The organism is Acidovorax sp. IB03 (assembly GCF_016406015.1).
In the GTDB taxonomy this organism is placed as follows: domain Bacteria; phylum Pseudomonadota; class Gammaproteobacteria; order Burkholderiales; family Burkholderiaceae_C; genus Acidovorax; species Acidovorax temperans.
Map to the genome: position 1 here is coordinate 56364 of NZ_JAEFCH010000002.1, position 16957 is coordinate 73320.

Here is a 16957-nt window from a genome sequence, read left to right on the forward strand (position 1 = left end):
TGGTCACAGCGCTGGGGCGCACTTTGGAGGGGTCAAAGAAAACCTTCTGATGTTGCCTCAGAACCGACGCCTGGTCGAATTTCTGACAATCGTTTGCACTCGTTGAAAAACGAAGTCAACAATTGCACCACCGAAGTATCATTTGTGCGCTATTGTAAGAGCTTTGTTAAAAGTTAACAATCATATTTGCCATATATGGCAAATATTTTGAGATCACATTCGCAGTTCCATCCCCCTCTTTCGGGTGTCTTCAGGCGTAAAGCGGCTCTTCGCCCATGGCTTCGATCTGCTCGTGCAGCATGTCCACCTGGCCGCGCCAGTAGTCGCTGCTGCCAAACCAGGGGAAATTGACGGGAAACACCGGGTCTTGCCAGCGCCGCGCGAGCCATGCGCTGTAGTGGATGAGGCGCAGCGTGCGCAGGGGCTCGATGAGCGCCAGCTCGCGGCGGTCAAAGCTGCGAAATTGCTCGTAGCCCTCCAGCAGCGCGCTGAGCTGCTGGGTGCGCTGGCTGCGGTCGCCCGACAGCAGCATCCACAGGTCTTGCACGGCGGGGCCCATGCGGGCGTCGTCCAGGTCCACAAAATGGGGTCCGCCGCCGGGCTGGTCGGTAGGCGTCCAGAGGATGTTGCCGGGGTGGCAGTCGCCGTGCAGGCGGATCTGGCGCGCCTGGTTTAAGCCAAATTGGCCTCCATCGCCCGTGGATAAAGCGCTGCTAGCTATCAATTTAAGAGCGTTCTCGCAGGCGCCTTGCCAGGCCGATTGCATGTCCAGCGGAATGATCTCGTGGGCCAGCAGCCAGTCGCGTGAGTCAGCACCAAAGGTCTGCACGGTAAGCGCCGGGCGGTACGCAAACGGCTGCGCGGCCCCCACGGTGTGGATGCGCGCCAGAAAGCGGCCAATCCACTCCAGCACCTCAAAGTCGTCCAGCTCGGGCCCGCGCCCGCCGCGCCAGGGGCTGACCGAGAAGGCAAAACCGCCATGCGTGTGCAGCGTGCTGCCGCTCAGCACCAGGGGGCCTACGGCGGGCACCTCGGCAGCGGTCAGTTCAGCGGCAAAGGCGTGTTCTTCCAGAATCTGGGCCTGGCTCCATCGCTCGGGGCGGTAAAACTTGGCCACCACGCGCTGGCCGTCTTCCAGCGTGACCTGGTACACCCGGTTTTCGTACGACGACAGCGCCATCAGTCGCCCGTCACCGTACAGCCCCACGCTGGCCAGTGCGTCCAGCACCACATCGGGCGTCAGGGCGGCAAAAGGGTGTTGGGCGTTGGCGGCGGTGTTCGTCGCAGTGTCGTTGTGGGCGTGCATGGAGCGATTGTCGTCGCTGCCTGCCTGGAACAGGCGCTCAATCGGGTGATTACGCCAGCAGACTGGCCATATGCCCAATGCGCGGGCTGCCCTGGCCGCCCAGCACTTGCAGGTACACCGCCTGCGTTGCGGCACTGCCTTGGTGGTGCTGCACCACCAGCCAGGGCTGCGGCGGGGCCTGCACTGCGGTGCTGAACTGTTGCCAGGCCTGCACCAGCCGGTCGTTCAGGCCCTGGGCGCCCCAGTCTGCGTTGCGTTTTTTGACCTGTGCCGGGGCAAAGAACATGGTGGGTCGGGGGCCGGGCAGCTGGCCAGCACCGCCCAGGTCCTGCACATGGCTGGCACCCACGGCGCAGCTGTAGGCCAGCCCCGTCAAATGCCGGTGGACGCGCTCGCGCAGCGCCACGCTGCCGGCAAAGTCCACGTACACGCTGGCCGGTTGGGCGGGCAGCTGCTCCAGTTCTTCGTAGGCCAGCACCCGGTGGTAGCAGCCCAGGCTTTCGCAAAACGCGCGGTTGGTGGCGGAGGTAAGCCCCACCACCTGGATGCCTGGGCGCTTGGCCAGCTCAAATGCCGTGCCGTAGGCCGTCTTGCTGGATGCGCTGGACAGCAGCACGGTGCTGGCGCCAAAGAACTGCTGGTCGGCCAGAAAGTCATCAATGAGCCACGAAGTGATGAACAGCGGCCGCAGCAGGGCCTGGATGTCTTCATTGAAGGGCTGGTAGAACGGGTCGGTGTTCGTGCGCAGGTAGTGGTTGTAGACCGCATGCAGCCCCGCGCGGTGCGGTGCGCCATCGCTGAAACCAGTGGTGCTCACGCGGTGTGGGGCCAGCACGGCATGGGTGGCCATGGGCCAGTAGCCATACAGGTGTTCGCCCACCGGTATGTCCGGGTGCCGCGACGCTTGCACCGTGCCAAAGCCCCACACCGGAATGATCCCCCAGCCCGCTTCACCCGAGGGGAAGAACTGCCAGTACTGCAGCATCTCGCCCATGGCCGCGTAGGTGATGTTGTTGCTGGTGAGGGCGAACCGGTCCACCTGGACGCGGATCTCGCCGTCTTGCAGCGCTGAATCAGCTGTGGTGCGCACAGCGGTGTCGGCCAGCTGGTTCTGGCGCACGAGAAGGGTGGTGGTGCTCATGCCCGCACGCTAAGGCAAAGGCGGCGCCGGCTCAAGTACCAGGCGCCGCGTTGGCGACAGGCCGCCGCGCGGCCGCCCCGTTCTTGGAACCGGTGCTCAGCTGGCACCCGCCAGGCGCGCAAACGGCAGCGACTGCTTGACGAGGATGACGGTGCAGGGCGCGTCGCGCGCCACGCGCATGGGCACGGTGGCGATGAAGCGCTGGGTTTGCAGCCCATGGGTGGCTGCGCCCAGGATCATCATGTTGACGTGGTTGCCCTCTGCGTAGCGCACCAGGGCGTGGGCCACGTCGGTGGATTCGAGTACGTGGTAGCTCACCGGGTGCTCGGTCAGGTCCAGCGGTTGCGCCCACTGGCGCAGGCGGGCGTGGTGCAGGCGGTGCAGGGCGGTTTCGCTGCGGGTGCTGTCGCTGGTGCTGCTGGCCGAGGGCGACAGCACCGTGACGCAGGCCAGCCGCGCCCCGGGCCGGATGCCGAGTGAGCGCGCCACCGCTTCGCGCAGCGAGTACAGCGTGGCGTCCGTCACATCGCTGTGGGGCACGGCCACCATGACGATAGGGGTCTCCTCGATCTGCCGCGAAGGCAGCGGGCTGGGCTGGTAGTGCATGCCCGCCGCCCGCAGCCAGCGCTTGAAGTGAGTGCGAAACGGCGTGCCCTGGGTGCGGTGCCCTCGCTCGGTGATGCGCACCTGGGTGGGGTGGGCCAGGTCCAGGGCCAGGTGGGCGGCCGAGGGGTAGCGGCGCGCGGCTTCGGGCTCCAGGCAGCGCAGGATGATTTCCTGCAGCCACGGGGCCAGGTCGGGCCGGTGCTTGCGCGGCGGGGCCGGCGCCATCCACAGGCGCTGGCGTAGACCGCCCGTGGTGGTGGGGGCGCCAAACGGCAGCTCGCCCGTGGCCAGCTCGTACAGCATCACGCCAATGGCGAAGATGTCGCTGCGCGGGTCGCCGCGCACGCCCACCACTTGCTCGGGCGCCATCCACGCGGGCGAGCCCACGGCCTTGCGCTGCTCTTCGGCCAGCAGGTCGGGGAAGTGCGCGTGCCACGACAGGCCAAAGTCCAGCAGCACGGCATGGTTCTCGTGCGTGAAGAGCACGTTGCCGGGCTTGAGGTCGAGGTGGCAGGCGTTTTGCTGGTGCAGGCTGTGCACCGCGTGGGCCAGGGCGGTGCCCAGGCGGGCGATGAGTTCTTCGTCGGGCCGCTCGCTCGCGTCCAGCCAGTGCTGCAGGGTGTGGCCCTGCAGGTATTCCATGGTGATGTAGGGCAGCCGGTGCAGGTCGCCCGCGGCCACAAAGCGCGGCACGTGTGGCCCGGTGAGTGCGGGCAGTATTTGCAGCTCCACCTCAAAGCCCACGATGTTCTCGGCCCCGTCGCCCGCGGTCATGCGCGGGATCTTCATGGCCATGGGAAAGCCAGGGTCGGGCGCGCCGCTGGCGTACTCCACCCGGTAGATATGGGCCATGCCCCCTGCGTGGATGCAGTCGCGCACCACAAAGCCGTCCACCACGGCGCCGGGTTCCAGCAGTTTCATCGGCCTACCTCCAGGCGGTGCGCAAAGCTTGCGGGCAAGGCGCCGCCCGTGGCGAGGATGGCGGCCGCTGCATCGGCTACGGCATAGGGCACCCGCTCAAAGCGCAGATGCCAGTGGTCGGTGTCCAGCAGCGCGTACATGGCGCGCGGGTCGCCGTCGCGCGGCTGGCCGACCGAGCCCACCGTGCCCACCCACTGCCGGTGGGGCGGCACCGGCACGGGCACCCCGGCCGTGGGGGTGAAGCGCATCAGCCCCCGCCCGGTGCCCCGGTAGTACAGCGTTTGCTGGTGCACATGGCCGCAAAAGACATGCTTCACGCCCGGGTGCTTGGTGGCGGCTTCCAGGCATTCGGCGGCCACGATTTCGTTGTCTACATAGCGCCAGTTTTCGGGCGCTTCGGCGCTGGCGTGTACCAGCAGCACCCCGCCTACCTGGGCGGTGAGGGGCAAGTGGGCCAGAAAGCTGCGCTGCTCGGGGCTGAGTTGTTCGTGCGTCCACAGCGCGCCCTGTGCGGCCATGCTGTGGGCGCCCTTGTCGGTTCCTGCGGGGGGCTGCACGGCAAAGGCGTCGTGGTTGCCGCCAATCACCGTGTAACCGGCAGCGACCAAGTCCATGGCCTGCTGCACCACGTAGGCCGGGTCGGCGCCATAGCCCACCAGGTCGCCCAGCAGGGCAAAGTGATCGGCGCCATGCGCGCGGGCGTGCTGCAGGCAGGCGTCCAGCGCCTGGCGGTTGGAGTGGATGTCTGACAAAAGGGCCAGTTTCATGGTGTTCTCCCCATGTCTGCATCATGCCCCAGGGCGAAGGGGCGCCGTCTACGGTTTTCTCCGGGGGCACCCCAAAAAGCACACCGCCGGTGCTCCCTGGGCGGGGGCACCGGCGGTGTGGGGTGGGCAGAGCCCGGGGCGTTACACCAGCGTGATGGTCACGTCGATGTTGCCGCGGGTGGCGTTGGAGTAGGGGCAGACCTGGTGGGCTGCGTCCACCAGGGCCTGGGCGGCGGCGCGGTCCATGCCGGGCAGGCTCACGGCAAGCCGGGCGGCGATGCCGTAGCCCTGGCCGACCTTGCCCAGGTCCACGCTGGCGTCGATCGAGAGGTCAGCAGGCAGGCTGATCTTTTGCATGCCGGCCACGGCCTTCATGGCGCCGATGAAGCAGGCGGAGTAGCCCGCAGCGAACAGTTGTTCGGGGTTGGTGCCGGTGCCTGCGGTGCCGGGGGGCGAGAGCTTCACGTCCAGACGGCCGTCATCGGTGCGCGATGCGCCGTCGCGGCCGCCAGTGGTGTGGGCGTTGGCGGTGTAGAGAACTTGGTCGAGCTTGGCCATGGTGTCTTCCTTTGAGGTGATGCCCGCAGCGCGGGACGGTGGTGAGAATCAGTGATGCAGGAGCAACGTAGGCAGGCGGCTCAGCGCTGGCTGAGCCGTTCGCGCAGGGTTTTGAGCTGGCTGGTCAGCGCCACCAGCTCGGGCAGGGTGCACTGGCTGCTTTCCAGCACGCAGTGCGGAATGCGCTCTGCCTGGTCGCGCAGGCCCAGCCCCTGGGGCGTGAGGGCGATGCGCACCCGGCGCTCGTCCTGCGCATCGCGGGCGCGGCGAATGTGGCCGCTGGCCTCCAGCCGCTTGAGCAGCGGGGTGAGCGTGCCCGAGTCCAGGTACAAGCGCTCGCCCAGTTCCGAGACGGTGATGCCTTCCTGCTCCCACAACACCAGCATGACGAGGTACTGCGGGTAGGTCAGCCCGATGTCGTCCAGCAGGGGCTTGTACAGCTTGGTCATGGCCAGCGATGCGGAATACAGCGCAAAGCAGACCTGGTTGTCCAGCCGCAAGGCGGCGGGGCTGGGGCTGTTTTCGGAGGTGGGCGTGCGGGGCATGGGTTGAATTATTGTGTTCAATTAAATTGCGTACAATTTAATTGACGAATGCCTGCACTGCTGGCATGGGATTGCCGCTGCTTCCGAAGGGAGTTGTAAATGCTATGAAAAACGTAGCTGGTAGCGCTTGCTGAGAAGCCGCTAGAGGCTGTTTTCGTCTAAATATTCCAAGGGCTGCATCGGTGCCGCGCCCAAAAAAATGGCGGCCCGCAGGCCGCCAAGGGGCGCAGCACGGTTGCGCTGCGCGTGGGGGAAGAGGTGCGAGGGCGCCGCTCAGTACGTGTAAACGCCCTGGCCCGTCTTGCGGCCCAGGCGGCCGGCGGCCACCATTTCCTTGAGCAGCGGGCAGGGGCGGTACTTGCTGTCGCCAAACTCGGTCAGGTACACATCCATCACGGCCAGGCACACGTCCAGGCCAATCATGTCGGCCAGCGCCAGCGGGCCAATCGGCTGGTTGCAGCCCAGCTTCATGCCGGCATCGATGTCCTCGGGGGTGGCCAGGCCTTCGGCCAGCACGAAGAAGGCTTCGTTGATCATGGGCACCAGAATGCGGTTGACCACAAAGCCCGGCGCGTTCTTCACGGTGATGGGGCTCTTGCCCAGGGCCTCGGCCAGGGCCTTCACGGCGTCGTGCGTGGCGTCGCTGGTCTGCAGGCCGCGAATGATTTCCACCAGCGCCATCATCGGCACGGGGTTGAAGAAGTGCATGCCGATGAAGCGGTCGGCGCGGCTGGTGGCGGCGGCCAGCTTGGTGATGGAGATGGACGAGGTGTTCGAAGCCACGATCACCTCAGGCGCCACGATGGCATCCACCTGCTTCAAGATCTTGAGCTTGAGCTCGTAGTTCTCGGTGGCAGCCTCAATGACCAGTTGCGCGGCCTTCAGGTCGTCGTAGCTGGTCGATGTCTTGATGCGCGCCAGGGCCGCAGCCTTGTCGGCTTCGCTGATCTTTTCCTTCTTGATCAGGCGGTCCAGGCTGCCCGCCACCGTGGCCAGGCCCTTTTGCACGGCCGCGTCCGAAATATCCACCATCACCACACTGATGCCCGACACCGCACAAGCCTGTGCAATGCCATTGCCCATGGTGCCCGCGCCGATGATGCCAACCGTTTGAATCGTCATAAAAAGAGCTTTCTTCCAAGTGAAACAGACGCCTGCATGGTAAGGGACGCGGCGGTGCGGGCCGTTGGAACCTCGGGAAAGTTCCTGAGTAAAAAGCACGGCCGTTCGGTTATCTTGCAGGTGGCCACTGTGCTTGGCCGGGGGAAGATGTAAACATGTTCGACTACATCGTGGTGGGCGGGGGCTCGGCCGGGGCCGTGCTGGCAGGGCGTTTGACGGAGGACCCCGCCGTGCGGGTGTCCCTGCTGGAAGCCGGACCGGCCGACCGCAGCGTGCTGATCCACTGCCCCGCAGGGCTGGCCGCCATGGCGCGGCTGGAGCTCAACAGCTGGCGCCAGAGCACGGTACCGCAACCGGGGCTCAACGGCCGGCGCGGCTACCAGCCCCGGGGCAAAGTGCTGGGCGGCAGCAGCTCGGTCAACGCCATGATTTACGTGCGTGGCCAACCGGCCGACTACGACCACTGGGCCGCCCAGGGCAACCCCGGCTGGGGCTGGGCCGATGTGCTGCCCTACTTTGTGCGTGCCGAACACAACGAAAGCATCAGCGGCCCCTTGCACGGGCAGGGCGGGCCCTTCAACGTGGCCGACCTGCGCTCGCCGCACCGCGTGAGCCAGAGCTTTGTGCACGCCGGGGTGCAGGCGGGCTACCCGCACAACCTGGACTTCAACGGGCCAGACCAGGAAGGCGTGGGCCTGTACCAGGTCACCCACAAGAATGGGGAACGCCACAGCACCGCCAAGGGCTACCTCACGCCGCACCTGGGCCGGCCTAACCTGCAGGTCATCACCGGCGCGCAGGCCACGCGGGTGCTGATGGAGGGCCGCCGTGCGGTGGGCGTGCAATACCGCCAGGGTGGGCAGCTCAAGGAAGTGCGCGCCGCGCGCGAAGTGCTGCTCAGCGCCGGGGCGCTACTGTCGCCCCAGCTGCTGATGCTCTCAGGCATTGGCCCCGGCGCGCAGTTGCAGCAGCACGGCATTGCCGTGGTGCACGATTTGCCTGGCGTGGGCGAGCACCTGCACGACCACCCCGACGTGGTGCTGCTGTATGACGCGCCACACCTCAAGGACCTGTTCGGCGTGTCGGCCGAGGCGGCGGTGCGCATTGCGCGCGGTGTGATGGACTGGCGCCGCGCCCGCACCGGCATGCTCACCACCAACTACGCAGAGGCGGGTGGTTTCATCCGCAGCAGCGCGGCCGAGTCTGCGCCGGATTTGCAGCTGCATTTCGTCATCGGCAAGCTGGTGGACCATGGCCGCAAAACCGCGCTGGGCCACGGCTATTCATCGCATGTGTGCCTGCTGCAGCCGCGCAGCCGGGGGCGGGTGGCCCTGGCCAGTGCGGACCCCATGGCCCTGCCGCTGGTAGACCCGAACTTCCTGGCCGATGAGGACGACCTGCAGCGCATGGTGCGCGGGGTGCGCCGCATGCGCGACATCCTGTCGCAACCGGCCCTGGCCGACCTGGGCGGCAAGGAGCTGCCCGTGTCTGCAAGTGCGCAGACGGATGCCGAGATTGCCCAGTTCATCCGCAGCCATGCCGATTCCATCTACCACCCCGTGGGCAGCTGCCGCATGGGCCCTGGGCCCATGGACGTGGTGGATGCGCAGCTGCGTGTGCACGGCGTGCAGGGGCTGCGGGTGGTGGACGCCTCCGTCATGCCGCGCATCATCAGCGGCAACACCAACGCCCCCACGGTGATGGTGGCCGAAAAGGCGGTGGACTTGCTGCGCGCCAGCGCCGCCTGAGGTTATGGGGCTGCTTCAGCCGCGAAAGCGCCGCCGCGTCAGCGCCAGTGCCAGCCAGAAGGCCACCACCGTGGTGGCTGCCAGCACAACGCCGTGGCGCAGCGGCTGCTGGGGCCACTGGTCCATGAACAGGGGGCGCACCAGCTCCACCGCATTGGTCAGCGGCAGCCAGTCCGAGATCGCGCGCACCAGCGGCGGCAGCTGCTCGCGCGGGAAGAACACGCCCGACAAAAACATCATGGGCGTGAGCACCAGCGTGAAGTAGTACGTGAAAAAGTCGTACCCCTTGGCCAGCGCATTGAAGATGAGGGCAATGCTGGAGAACATGATGCCCACGAACAGCAGCACCGGCCACGCCACCAGCAACTTGGGGCTGTGGCTGATGCCCAGGGCCAGCATCACCCCCAGGATGGCCGTGACGGTGAACAGCGCCTTGAACGCGGCCCACAGCATCTCGGCCAGCACCACATCGTCGAGCGTGACGGGCGCGTTCATGATGCCGTCCCAGGTCTTTTGCACATGCATGCGCGAAAACGCCGAGTACAGCGCCTCAAAGCTGGCCGCGTTCATCGCGCTCATGCAGATCGAGCCGCTGGCCAAAAACAGGATGTAGGGCACCTTGGCATCTGAGCCCGCGCCGCCCACGCTCACCTGCCCCACCAGCGCGCCCATGCCGTAGCCAAAGGCCACCAGCCACATCAGCGGCTCGGCAATGTTGCCCACCAGGCTGGGAATGGCCAGCTTGCGCCACACCAGCAGGTTGCGCAAAAACACCGGCCACCAGCGGGCCGACAACGCAGGCGGGCGCCAGACCGAAGCCGGTGCGGGTGGGCGGGGGCGCAAGGCGCTGGGCGTGGTACTCATGGGGCTATTGTGCGGCGTGCGGTAGAGCCTGTGGATGCGCTCCTGCGAGAGGCGCAGCAGGTTCTCAGGCTTTGCGCAGCAGGCAAAATCCTGGCCGACCCTGTTCAGCATCGTCTTGACCCCGTTTCACATCCACCGTTTGAAGGCCCTGCCCATGACCACCCTCGGAACCCCTCTGTCCCCCCATGCCACCAAAGTCATGCTGCTCGGCTCGGGAGAGCTGGGCAAGGAAGTGCTGATCGCGCTGCAGCGCCTGGGCGTGGAAACCATTGCGGTAGACCGCTACGACAACGCTCCCGGCCAGCAAGTGGCCCACCACGCACGCACTATCACCATGAGCGACCCGGCCCAGCTCAAGGCGCTGATCGAAGCCGAGCGCCCGCATCTGGTGGTGCCCGAGATCGAAGCCATTGCCACCCCCATGCTCGAAGAGCTGGAAGCCGCTGGCACCGTGCGCGTGATCCCCACCGCCCGCGCCGCCCGCCTGACCATGGACCGCGAGGGCATCCGCGTGCTGGCCGCTGAAACGCTGGGCCTGCCCACCAGCCCGTACAAGTTCTGCAATTCGCTAGCGGAGTTGCAGGCTGCGATTCATTCAGGCATCGGCTACCCCTGCATCGTCAAGCCCGTGATGAGCAGCTCGGGCAAGGGCCAGAGCAAGATCGACGGCCCGGCCGATGTGCAAAAGGCCTGGGACTACGCCATGGCCGGTGGCCGCGTGAGCCACGGCCGCGTCATTGTCGAAGGCTTCATCGACTTTGACTACGAAATCACCCAGCTCACCGTGCGTTCGGTCGGCGCCGATGGCCAGATCGTCACCAGCTTCTGCGACCCCATCGGTCATGTGCAGGTGAGCGGCGACTACGTGGAAAGCTGGCAGCCCCACCCCATGCACCCTGCGGCGCTGGAGAAATCGCGCCAGATTGCCAAGGCCGTCACCGACAACCTGGGTGGCCAGGGCCTCTTCGGCGTGGAGCTGTTCGTCAAGGGTGAGCAGGTCTGGTTCAGCGAAGTCAGCCCCCGCCCGCACGACACGGGTCTGGTCACGCTGTGCACCCAGCACCAGAGCGAGTTCGAGTTGCATGCCCGCGCCATCCTGGGCCTGCCCGTGGACGCCAGCCTGCGCAACCCCGGCGCCAGCGCTGTGATCTATGGCGGCATGGAAGCCCAAGGCGTTGTGTTTGACGGCGTGGACGAGGCCCTGCGCGTGCCCGGCACCGACCTGCGCCTGTTCGGCAAACCCGAGAGCTTTGCCAAGCGCCGCATGGGCGTGGCCCTGGCGCGTGCGGCGGATGTGGAAACAGCGCGCAGCAACGCCAAGCTGGCGGCTGGCAAGGTCAAGCCGCGCAAGGCTTGAGGCTGCGTTTTTAAGTGAAATGGGCCGCTAGCGCTTATTCAGTAAGCGCTGGCAGCTATCATTTTTGATGGCTTGGGTGGATGCGCGGACACCTGACGCCACGCTGGCGCCTCACTCCCGAATCTGCCGTCCCGTCAGCTTGAGGAACAAGTCTTCCAGGTTGGCAGGGCGGTGCAGCGTCCGCAGGTGGCCATGCTGGCCCAGCGCCTGCAACAGGGGCTGGGCGTTCTGCGTGTAGAAGAACACCGTCTCGCCGCTGATCTCCACGCGGGCGGCCAGGGCACGCAGGTTCGCGTCTTCGGCCAGCGCCACGGCGCCCACGCCGAAGACTTCGACCACATCGCTTTCCAGGTGCTGGGCGATCAGCTCGCGTGGCTTGCCTTCGGCGATTTTTTTGCCGTGGTCCAGCACCAGCAGGCGCGAGCACAGGCGCTCGGCCTCGTCCATGAAGTGGGTGGTCAGCAAGATGGAAGTGCCTTGCTGCAGCAGCAGTTGCAGGCGCTCCCACATCAGGTGGCGGGCCTGCGGGTCGAGGCCGGTGGTGGGTTCGTCCAGCAGCAGCAGGCGCGGGCGGTTGACGAGGGCGCGGGCCAGCGACAGGCGCCGCTTCATCCCGCCCGACAGTTCACCGGGCTTGGCATGGGCCTTGTGCGTAAGTGCGGCAAATTCCAGCAACTGAGGCGCCCGTTCGTCCATGACGCGTGGCGCCAGTCCGAAATAGCGACCGAACACGCGCAGGTTTTCCAGGCAGGTGAAGTCGGGGTCGAGCGAGTCGAACTGCGTCACCACGCCGATCTCGGCCTTGATGGCCAGGGCGTCGCGCGGCATCTGCAGCAGAGGGCCGCCGCCAGCGGGCTGGTAATGGATGCTGCCGCCGTCGGGTGCCGTGAGGCCCAGGCACATGCGGATGGTGGTTGTCTTGCCCGCGCCGTTGGGGCCGATGACGCCCAGGCATTCTCCGGGTGCCATGGAGAACGACACGTCGTTGACCACGGCGGCCTCGCCATAGCGCTTGCTCAGGTGACGGACCTCGAACAGGGAAGCGACCAGGGAAGGATGTGTGGTGGGGGTGTCCATGAAGCAATTGTGGATGAAATTGGCAATTGGAGCCCTGGATGAAAGCGCCAAAAGCTATAAATTCAATAGCATTCGGATGGGAGGGCGGGGTGCATTGACGGGCATCAAAGTCTATTAAATTGCCTTACTAATTGAATGGATGCTTCTGTCAATCCGGGCATACTATGAGTTGGTAACAAAAGTGCGAAAGGGCACGCATGGATAAGCAAGCTTCCCCGGGTTCACCGTACGAGCGGCAGCGCCAGACCGCCAAGGCGCTGGACGAAACCGTTCAGGCCCAGATGGCACGCGTCAACATGGGGCTCTCGCCCGTGTCCACGGCGCTGGCAGCGGCCGACTGGGCCATGCACCTGGCGCTCTCGCCCGGGCGGCAGATGGTGCTGGGGCAGCGTGCCCTGGCGTTGGCGCAGCAGGCCTGGCTGGCGTCGGCGCGACCGGCGACCGATGATGAAGGTGCCACCCCGTCCGAGAAAGATGCACGCTTTCGCGACGAAAGCTGGCAGCACTGGCCCTTCAATGCCCTGAAGGAGGGCTTCAAGGCCAGCGATGCCTGGTGGCGTGAGGCGGCCCAGGTCGATGGCATGACGCGCCACCATCAGCATGTGGTGGACTTCTTCACCCGGCAGGCGCTCGATGCGCTGTCGCCCTCGAACTGGCCGTTCACGAATGCCGAGGCGCAGCAACGGGCGCGCGAGACCGGCGGGCAGAGCCTGCTGAGCGGGTTCCAGCACTTCACCGAAGATCTGAAAAAGCACCACGGCGCCCGGTCCGATGCCGACCCGCAAACGCTGGAGCCTCTCACCTTCGAGGTGGGCAAGGACGTGGCCGTCACGCCGGGCAAGGTGGTGTTCCGCAACCACCTGATCGAGCTGATCCAGTACGCGCCCACCACCGACAAGGTTTACCCGGAGCCGTTGCTCATCGTGCCCTCGTGCATCATGAAGTACTACATCCTGGACCTGTCGCCCGCCAATTCCATGGTCCGCTATCTGGTGGCCCAGGGCTACACGGTGTTCATCGTTTCGTGGCGCAACCCCGATGCTTCCGACCGCGACCTGGGCATGCAGGACTACCTGCGCCTGGGCGTGATGGAGGCCATGGCGGCGGTCAAGGAGCGCACGAAGGCGCCGCGCATCCACGCGCTGGGCTACTGCCTGGGCGGCACCTTCCTGGCCATGGTGGCCGCAGCCCTGGGACACAAGAGCCGCGCAACGCAGGGCAAGGGCCAGGCGCGCGAACACGCCGCCTTCCCGCCCCACATGCCCGAGCTGGCCTCGGTCACGCTGCTGGCGGCGCAAACCGACTTCAGCGAACCGGGCGAGATGGGCGTCTTCATCGACGACGACCAGATTCAGGCGCTGCGCCAGGACATGGAGCGCAAGGGCTATTTCTCGGGCAAGGCCATGGCGGGCTCGTTCCAGTTCCTCAACTCGCGCGATCTGGTCTGGTCGCGCAACACGCGCCGATACCTGCTGGGCCAGGACGAGGTGGATTTCGACCTCATGAGCTGGAACGCCGACCTCACGCGCCTGCCCGCGCGCATGCATTCCGAATACCTGTCTTCGCTGTTCCTCAACAACGCCCTGGCCGCAGGCCAGTACCGCGTGGGCGGCGTGGGAGTGGCGCTGATGGATATCCATGCGCCCATGCTGGTGGTGGGCACTACACGCGACCATGTTTCGCCCTGGCGTTCGGTCTACAAGATCCATCTGCAGACCGACACGCATGTCACCTTCGTTCTGGCGGCGGGAGGACACAACGCCGGCATCGTCTCCGAGCCTGGCCGCGCCCGGCGCAGCTACCAGATTGCCGCCACCGAAGACGGCCAGGGCTGGACAGGCCCGGAAGAGTGGGAGGCCCATGCACCGGTGCGTGAGGGTTCCTGGTGGGAGGCCATGGACGCCTGGCTCAAGGAACGTTCGGGCAAGCCCGTGGCGCCGCCTGCCATGGACCCGGCGCATGTGTTGTGCGATGCCCCTGGTGAATACGTCATGGTGCGCTATGCCGACTGACGGCCCGGAAGTCGATGGTCCGGTGGCCGACCAGCTGCGCCGCATGAGCGCCTTGGTGCGCGAGCTGAGCGCACGCATCGCCCGTCTGGCCACCAGCCTGGGCGTGGACCTGGAAAACGAGGCCGAGCTGGAGCGGGTGTTGCACATCGATGCCGGGCGCGTACCGCAGCCCGACCGCCGGGTCACGCCCGACCGGCGCACCGCAACCCGAAACGGCATGAGCCCGGACCGTCGCAAGGCCCACCTGCGTGAAGAGTTGCGTGGCCTGCTGGTGCTGCGCTACGGCGTGGCCCGCAGCTATGTGGACCGCGTGGGTGTGGATGCCACGCGCCACATCCTGGTGTCTGCGCAAGAGCAGCTCGTGCGCGAAGGCTTCAAGCCTGGCGCGGACGGCGCCAACCTCAAGCGCCTGTTCGATCAGAACTGATCCCCGCGCATGGGCCCGGTGTGTCTGCGGCCCCGCGCTTTTTCTTGTTTTCCGGAATTTCCAACGCATGACGAAAAAACCCAACGCATTCAACCTGGCGGGCAAAAAGGGCCTGATCCTGGGACTGGCCAACGAAAACAGCATTGCCTGGGGCTGCACCGAGCTGGCCCATCAGATGGGCGCCGAGCTGGTGGTGTCCTGCCTCAACGAAAAGGCGCGCAGCTTCGTCGAGCCGCTGACCGGGCCGCTGGGCGTGGACCTGGTGGGCTGCAACGTCGAGCAGGACGGCGAGCTCGAAGCGCTGGTGGCGCATGCGGTGCAGCGCCTGGGACGGCTGGATTTCGTGATCCATTCGATCGCATGGGCGCCGCTGGAAGACCTGCACGGCCAGGTGATCGACAGTTCGCGCAAGGGCTTCTCGCGCGCCATGGAGGTGTCATGCCACTCCTTTGCCGAACTGGCCAAGCTGTGCGTGCCGCACATGTCGGCGGGCGGCAGCCTGCTGAGCATGACCTACCTGGGCGCCGAAGAAGCCGTGCCGCACTATGGCTTGATGGGGCCGGTGAAGGCTGCGCTCGAATCCATGGTGCGCTACATGGCGCTGGAACTGGGGCCCCAGGGCATCCGCGTACACGCTGTCTCGCCCGGCCCCATACTGACACGGGCGGCCTCGGGCATTGCCAGTTTCGACGAACTGATGGCCAATGCCATGCTCAAGGCGCCGCTCAAGCGCCTGGTCACGCTGGAGGAAATCGCCCAGCTCAGCGCCTTCCTGTGCTGCGATGCGTCTTCCGGCATGACCGGCCAGACTATTTATGTGGATGGCGGCTGTCACGCAGTGGCCTAGGATGCAGTACACCCCCCTGCGTCGCTTCGCGCCTTCCCCCCGCTCTCGCCTCGCTGTGCGAGGCGGGCAGGGGGACGCCACCAGCGCCCTCACAGCGGAATACTGGCGGCCCTTGCGCGGTGGCTGCTGGCCTGGGTCGCCCCCGTTTTCAACGCCGGGTCATCTGGTTGAATTCTCATCTGCATGCATCCGCTCTGTTTTTTTAAGGATTTCCGCAACATGAACATGGCACCGAACACCGAATGGCTGGAAAACGTCACCTACGACGAACTCTCCGTGGGCCAGAGCGCGCGCCTGCTGCGCACCCTGACGCAGGCCGATATCCAGGCTTTCGCTGCTGTCTCGGGGGACACCAACCCGGCCCACCTGAACCACGAATACGCCAACGACACGCTGTTCCACGGCGTCATTGCCCATGGCATGTGGGGTGGCGCGCTGATTTCGGCGCTGCTGGGCACCCAGTTCCCCGGCCCGGGAACCATCTACCTGGAGCAGGTGCTGCACTTCACCAAGCCGGTGCGCATTGGCGACACGCTTACCGTGACGGTGACCGTGACGAGCAAGGACGATGAAAAGAAGCGCATCGAACTCGACTGCGCGGTGCTCAACCAGAAGGGCCAGAGCGTGCTGCACGGCACGGCCCGCGTGCTGCCACCCACCACCAAGGTGCGGATCCCCAAGGTCAATGCGCCGCAGATCCAGCTGTTCGACCCCGGGGCGCGGTTCAAGGAGCTGCTGTCGCTGGCCGACGGCATGCCCGCCGTGCGCTGCGCCGTGGTGCACCCGTGCGACGTGGGCTCGCTCAGCGGCGCCATGGATTCCGCGCACTACGGCCTGATCATTCCGGTGCTTATCGGCCCCGAGGCGCGCATCCGTGCGGTGGCCTCTGAAGCAGGCATCAACCTCGACGGGGTGGAGATCCACTCGGTCGAACACAGCCACGCGGCGGCGGAGCTGGCGGCCGCCATGGCGGCGCGCCGCGAGGTCGAGGTGCTGATGAAAGGCAGCCTGCACACCGACGAGATGATCAAGGCCGTGCTGGCCCAGCCCGCGCTGCGCACAGGGCGGCGCATGTCGCATGTGTTCCGCTTTGACGTGCCGCTCTACCCCAAGCCCTTGCTCATCACCGATGCCGCGCTGAACATCCGCCCCAGCCTGGCGGAGAAGCAGGACATCATCCAGAACGCGATCGACTTCGCGCGCATCCTCGGCGTGGAGACCCCGAAGGTGGCCATTCTCTCGGCGGTGGAGACCGTGAGCCCCAACATCCCGTCCACGCTGGACGCCGCCGCCCTGTGCAAGATGGCCGACCGGGGCCAGATCAAGGGGGGGTTGCTTGATGGCCCGCTGGCCTTCGACAACGCCATCTCGGCCCAGGCCGCCGAGATCAAGCACATCGAGTCGCGCGTGGCGGGTGACGCCGACATCCTGGCCGTGCCCGACCTGGAGAGCGGCAACATGCTCGCCAAACAGCTGGAATACCTGGCGGGGGCCTCGGGCTCGGGCATCGTGCTCGGCGCGCGCGTGCCGATCGCGCTCACCAGCCGCGCCGACGGCCCCACGACCCGCGTTTCGTCGGCCCTGCTGGCCACGCTGGCGGCCTACGACGCGCGCCGCCAGCGCCAGCTGCAGGCAGCGGCGCAGTCCAACGCCTGAGAG

At 66.3% G+C, this 16957-nt stretch carries 15 protein-coding genes; 6 read left to right on the forward strand and 9 right to left on the reverse strand.

From position 1 onward, the window contains the following. Positions 1-250: 250 nt before the first annotated feature. The 7 genes from IHV84_RS01345 to IHV84_RS01375 form a co-directional block, all read right to left on the reverse strand. Positions 251-1306 carry a serine/threonine protein kinase gene (locus tag IHV84_RS01345; protein WP_198845503.1) on the reverse strand — a complete coding sequence of 352 codons (1056 nt, stop codon included), beginning with the start codon at positions 1304-1306 and terminating at the stop codon, positions 251-253. Between the two features lie 49 nt (positions 1307-1355). After that, a complete protein-coding gene (locus IHV84_RS01350) occupies positions 1356-2447 on the reverse strand; it encodes a DUF2855 family protein (RefSeq protein ID WP_198845504.1) in 1092 nt (363 codons plus the stop codon). A gap of 96 nt (positions 2448-2543) precedes the next feature. After that, entirely contained in the window at positions 2544-3974 is a 1431-nt protein-coding gene (locus tag IHV84_RS01355) for a bifunctional serine/threonine-protein kinase/universal stress protein (protein WP_198845505.1), read from the reverse strand. Beyond that, on the reverse strand, positions 3971-4741 hold the full coding sequence (locus IHV84_RS01360; protein ID WP_066695658.1) for a metallophosphoesterase: 771 nt from the start codon (positions 4739-4741) through the stop codon (positions 3971-3973). Before IHV84_RS01360 ends, IHV84_RS01355 begins: the two co-directional genes overlap by 4 nt. Before the next feature lie 141 nt (positions 4742-4882). Next, positions 4883-5299, reverse strand: coding sequence for an organic hydroperoxide resistance protein (locus tag IHV84_RS01365; protein WP_044395577.1), 417 nt, complete (start codon positions 5297-5299; stop codon positions 4883-4885). An 80-nt stretch (positions 5300-5379) separates the two neighbouring features. After that, positions 5380-5844: a MarR family winged helix-turn-helix transcriptional regulator gene (locus IHV84_RS01370; protein ID WP_044395579.1), complete on the reverse strand. Its 465-nt coding sequence runs from the start codon at positions 5842-5844 to the stop codon at positions 5380-5382. 273 nt (positions 5845-6117) lie between these two features. After that, positions 6118-6966: a 3-hydroxybutyryl-CoA dehydrogenase gene (locus IHV84_RS01375; RefSeq protein WP_198845506.1), complete on the reverse strand. Its 849-nt coding sequence runs from the start codon at positions 6964-6966 to the stop codon at positions 6118-6120. Between the two features lie 155 nt (positions 6967-7121). Here IHV84_RS01375 and IHV84_RS01380 point away from each other — a divergent pair, with 155 nt between their 5' ends. Further along, positions 7122-8714 (forward strand): GMC family oxidoreductase, encoded by a 1593-nt coding sequence (locus tag IHV84_RS01380; RefSeq protein WP_198845507.1) that lies wholly within the window; start codon positions 7122-7124, stop codon positions 8712-8714. 15 nt (positions 8715-8729) lie between these two features. On the opposite strand, the gene IHV84_RS01385 is transcribed toward IHV84_RS01380, so the two are convergent. Then, positions 8730-9578 (reverse strand): ABC transporter permease, encoded by an 849-nt coding sequence (locus IHV84_RS01385; RefSeq protein WP_198845508.1) that lies wholly within the window; start codon positions 9576-9578, stop codon positions 8730-8732. Positions 9579-9732: 154 nt separating this feature from the next. Between IHV84_RS01385 and purT the strand changes: the two genes are divergently transcribed. Beyond that, positions 9733-10935 carry a formate-dependent phosphoribosylglycinamide formyltransferase gene (gene purT, locus IHV84_RS01390; protein WP_198845509.1) on the forward strand — a complete coding sequence of 401 codons (1203 nt, stop codon included), beginning with the start codon at positions 9733-9735 and terminating at the stop codon, positions 10933-10935. 111 nt (positions 10936-11046) lie between these two features. Here the strand turns inward: purT and IHV84_RS01395 are convergent, their stop codons facing one another. Further along, positions 11047-12012, reverse strand: a complete 966-nt coding sequence (locus IHV84_RS01395; protein WP_198845510.1) for an ATP-binding cassette domain-containing protein — start codon at positions 12010-12012, stop codon at positions 11047-11049. 197 nt (positions 12013-12209) lie between these two features. Between IHV84_RS01395 and IHV84_RS01400 the strand changes: the two genes are divergently transcribed. From IHV84_RS01400 to IHV84_RS01415, 4 genes are all read left to right on the forward strand, one after another. Next, the gene (locus tag IHV84_RS01400; protein WP_066695599.1) at positions 12210-14024 is read left to right on the forward strand and encodes an alpha/beta hydrolase; all 1815 of its coding nucleotides are present in this window, start codon (positions 12210-12212) and stop codon (positions 14022-14024) included. Then, positions 14014-14451 carry a hypothetical protein gene (locus tag IHV84_RS01405; RefSeq protein ID WP_198845511.1) on the forward strand — a complete coding sequence of 146 codons (438 nt, stop codon included), beginning with the start codon at positions 14014-14016 and terminating at the stop codon, positions 14449-14451. Before IHV84_RS01400 ends, IHV84_RS01405 begins: the two co-directional genes overlap by 11 nt. A 67-nt stretch (positions 14452-14518) precedes the next feature. Beyond that, positions 14519-15298, forward strand: a complete 780-nt coding sequence (fabI, locus tag IHV84_RS01410; RefSeq protein ID WP_198845512.1) for an enoyl-ACP reductase FabI — start codon at positions 14519-14521, stop codon at positions 15296-15298. A 219-nt stretch (positions 15299-15517) separates the two neighbouring features. Next, positions 15518-16954: a bifunctional enoyl-CoA hydratase/phosphate acetyltransferase gene (locus IHV84_RS01415; RefSeq protein ID WP_198845513.1), complete on the forward strand. Its 1437-nt coding sequence runs from the start codon at positions 15518-15520 to the stop codon at positions 16952-16954. Positions 16955-16957: the final 3 nt, after the last annotated feature.

Coding starts and splice junctions, on each gene's coding strand:
- IHV84_RS01345 (WP_198845503.1), bottom strand. CDS start 1,306: ATGCACGCCCACAACGACACTGCGACGAACACCGCCGCCAACGCCCAA.
- IHV84_RS01350 (WP_198845504.1), bottom strand. CDS start 2,447: ATGAGCACCACCACCCTTCTCGTGCGCCAGAACCAGCTGGCCGACACC.
- IHV84_RS01355 (WP_198845505.1), bottom strand. CDS start 3,974: ATGAAACTGCTGGAACCCGGCGCCGTGGTGGACGGCTTTGTGGTGCGC.
- IHV84_RS01360 (WP_066695658.1), bottom strand. CDS start 4,741: ATGAAACTGGCCCTTTTGTCAGACATCCACTCCAACCGCCAGGCGCTG.
- IHV84_RS01365 (WP_044395577.1), bottom strand. CDS start 5,299: ATGGCCAAGCTCGACCAAGTTCTCTACACCGCCAACGCCCACACCACT.
- IHV84_RS01370 (WP_044395579.1), bottom strand. CDS start 5,844: ATGCCCCGCACGCCCACCTCCGAAAACAGCCCCAGCCCCGCCGCCTTG.
- IHV84_RS01375 (WP_198845506.1), bottom strand. CDS start 6,966: ATGACGATTCAAACGGTTGGCATCATCGGCGCGGGCACCATGGGCAAT.
- IHV84_RS01380 (WP_198845507.1), top strand. CDS start 7,122: ATGTTCGACTACATCGTGGTGGGCGGGGGCTCGGCCGGGGCCGTGCTG.
- IHV84_RS01385 (WP_198845508.1), bottom strand. CDS start 9,578: ATGAGTACCACGCCCAGCGCCTTGCGCCCCCGCCCACCCGCACCGGCT.
- purT (WP_198845509.1), top strand. CDS start 9,733: ATGACCACCCTCGGAACCCCTCTGTCCCCCCATGCCACCAAAGTCATG.
- IHV84_RS01395 (WP_198845510.1), bottom strand. CDS start 12,012: ATGGACACCCCCACCACACATCCTTCCCTGGTCGCTTCCCTGTTCGAG.
- IHV84_RS01400 (WP_066695599.1), top strand. CDS start 12,210: ATGGATAAGCAAGCTTCCCCGGGTTCACCGTACGAGCGGCAGCGCCAG.
- IHV84_RS01405 (WP_198845511.1), top strand. CDS start 14,014: ATGCCGACTGACGGCCCGGAAGTCGATGGTCCGGTGGCCGACCAGCTG.
- fabI (WP_198845512.1), top strand. CDS start 14,519: ATGACGAAAAAACCCAACGCATTCAACCTGGCGGGCAAAAAGGGCCTG.
- IHV84_RS01415 (WP_198845513.1), top strand. CDS start 15,518: ATGAACATGGCACCGAACACCGAATGGCTGGAAAACGTCACCTACGAC.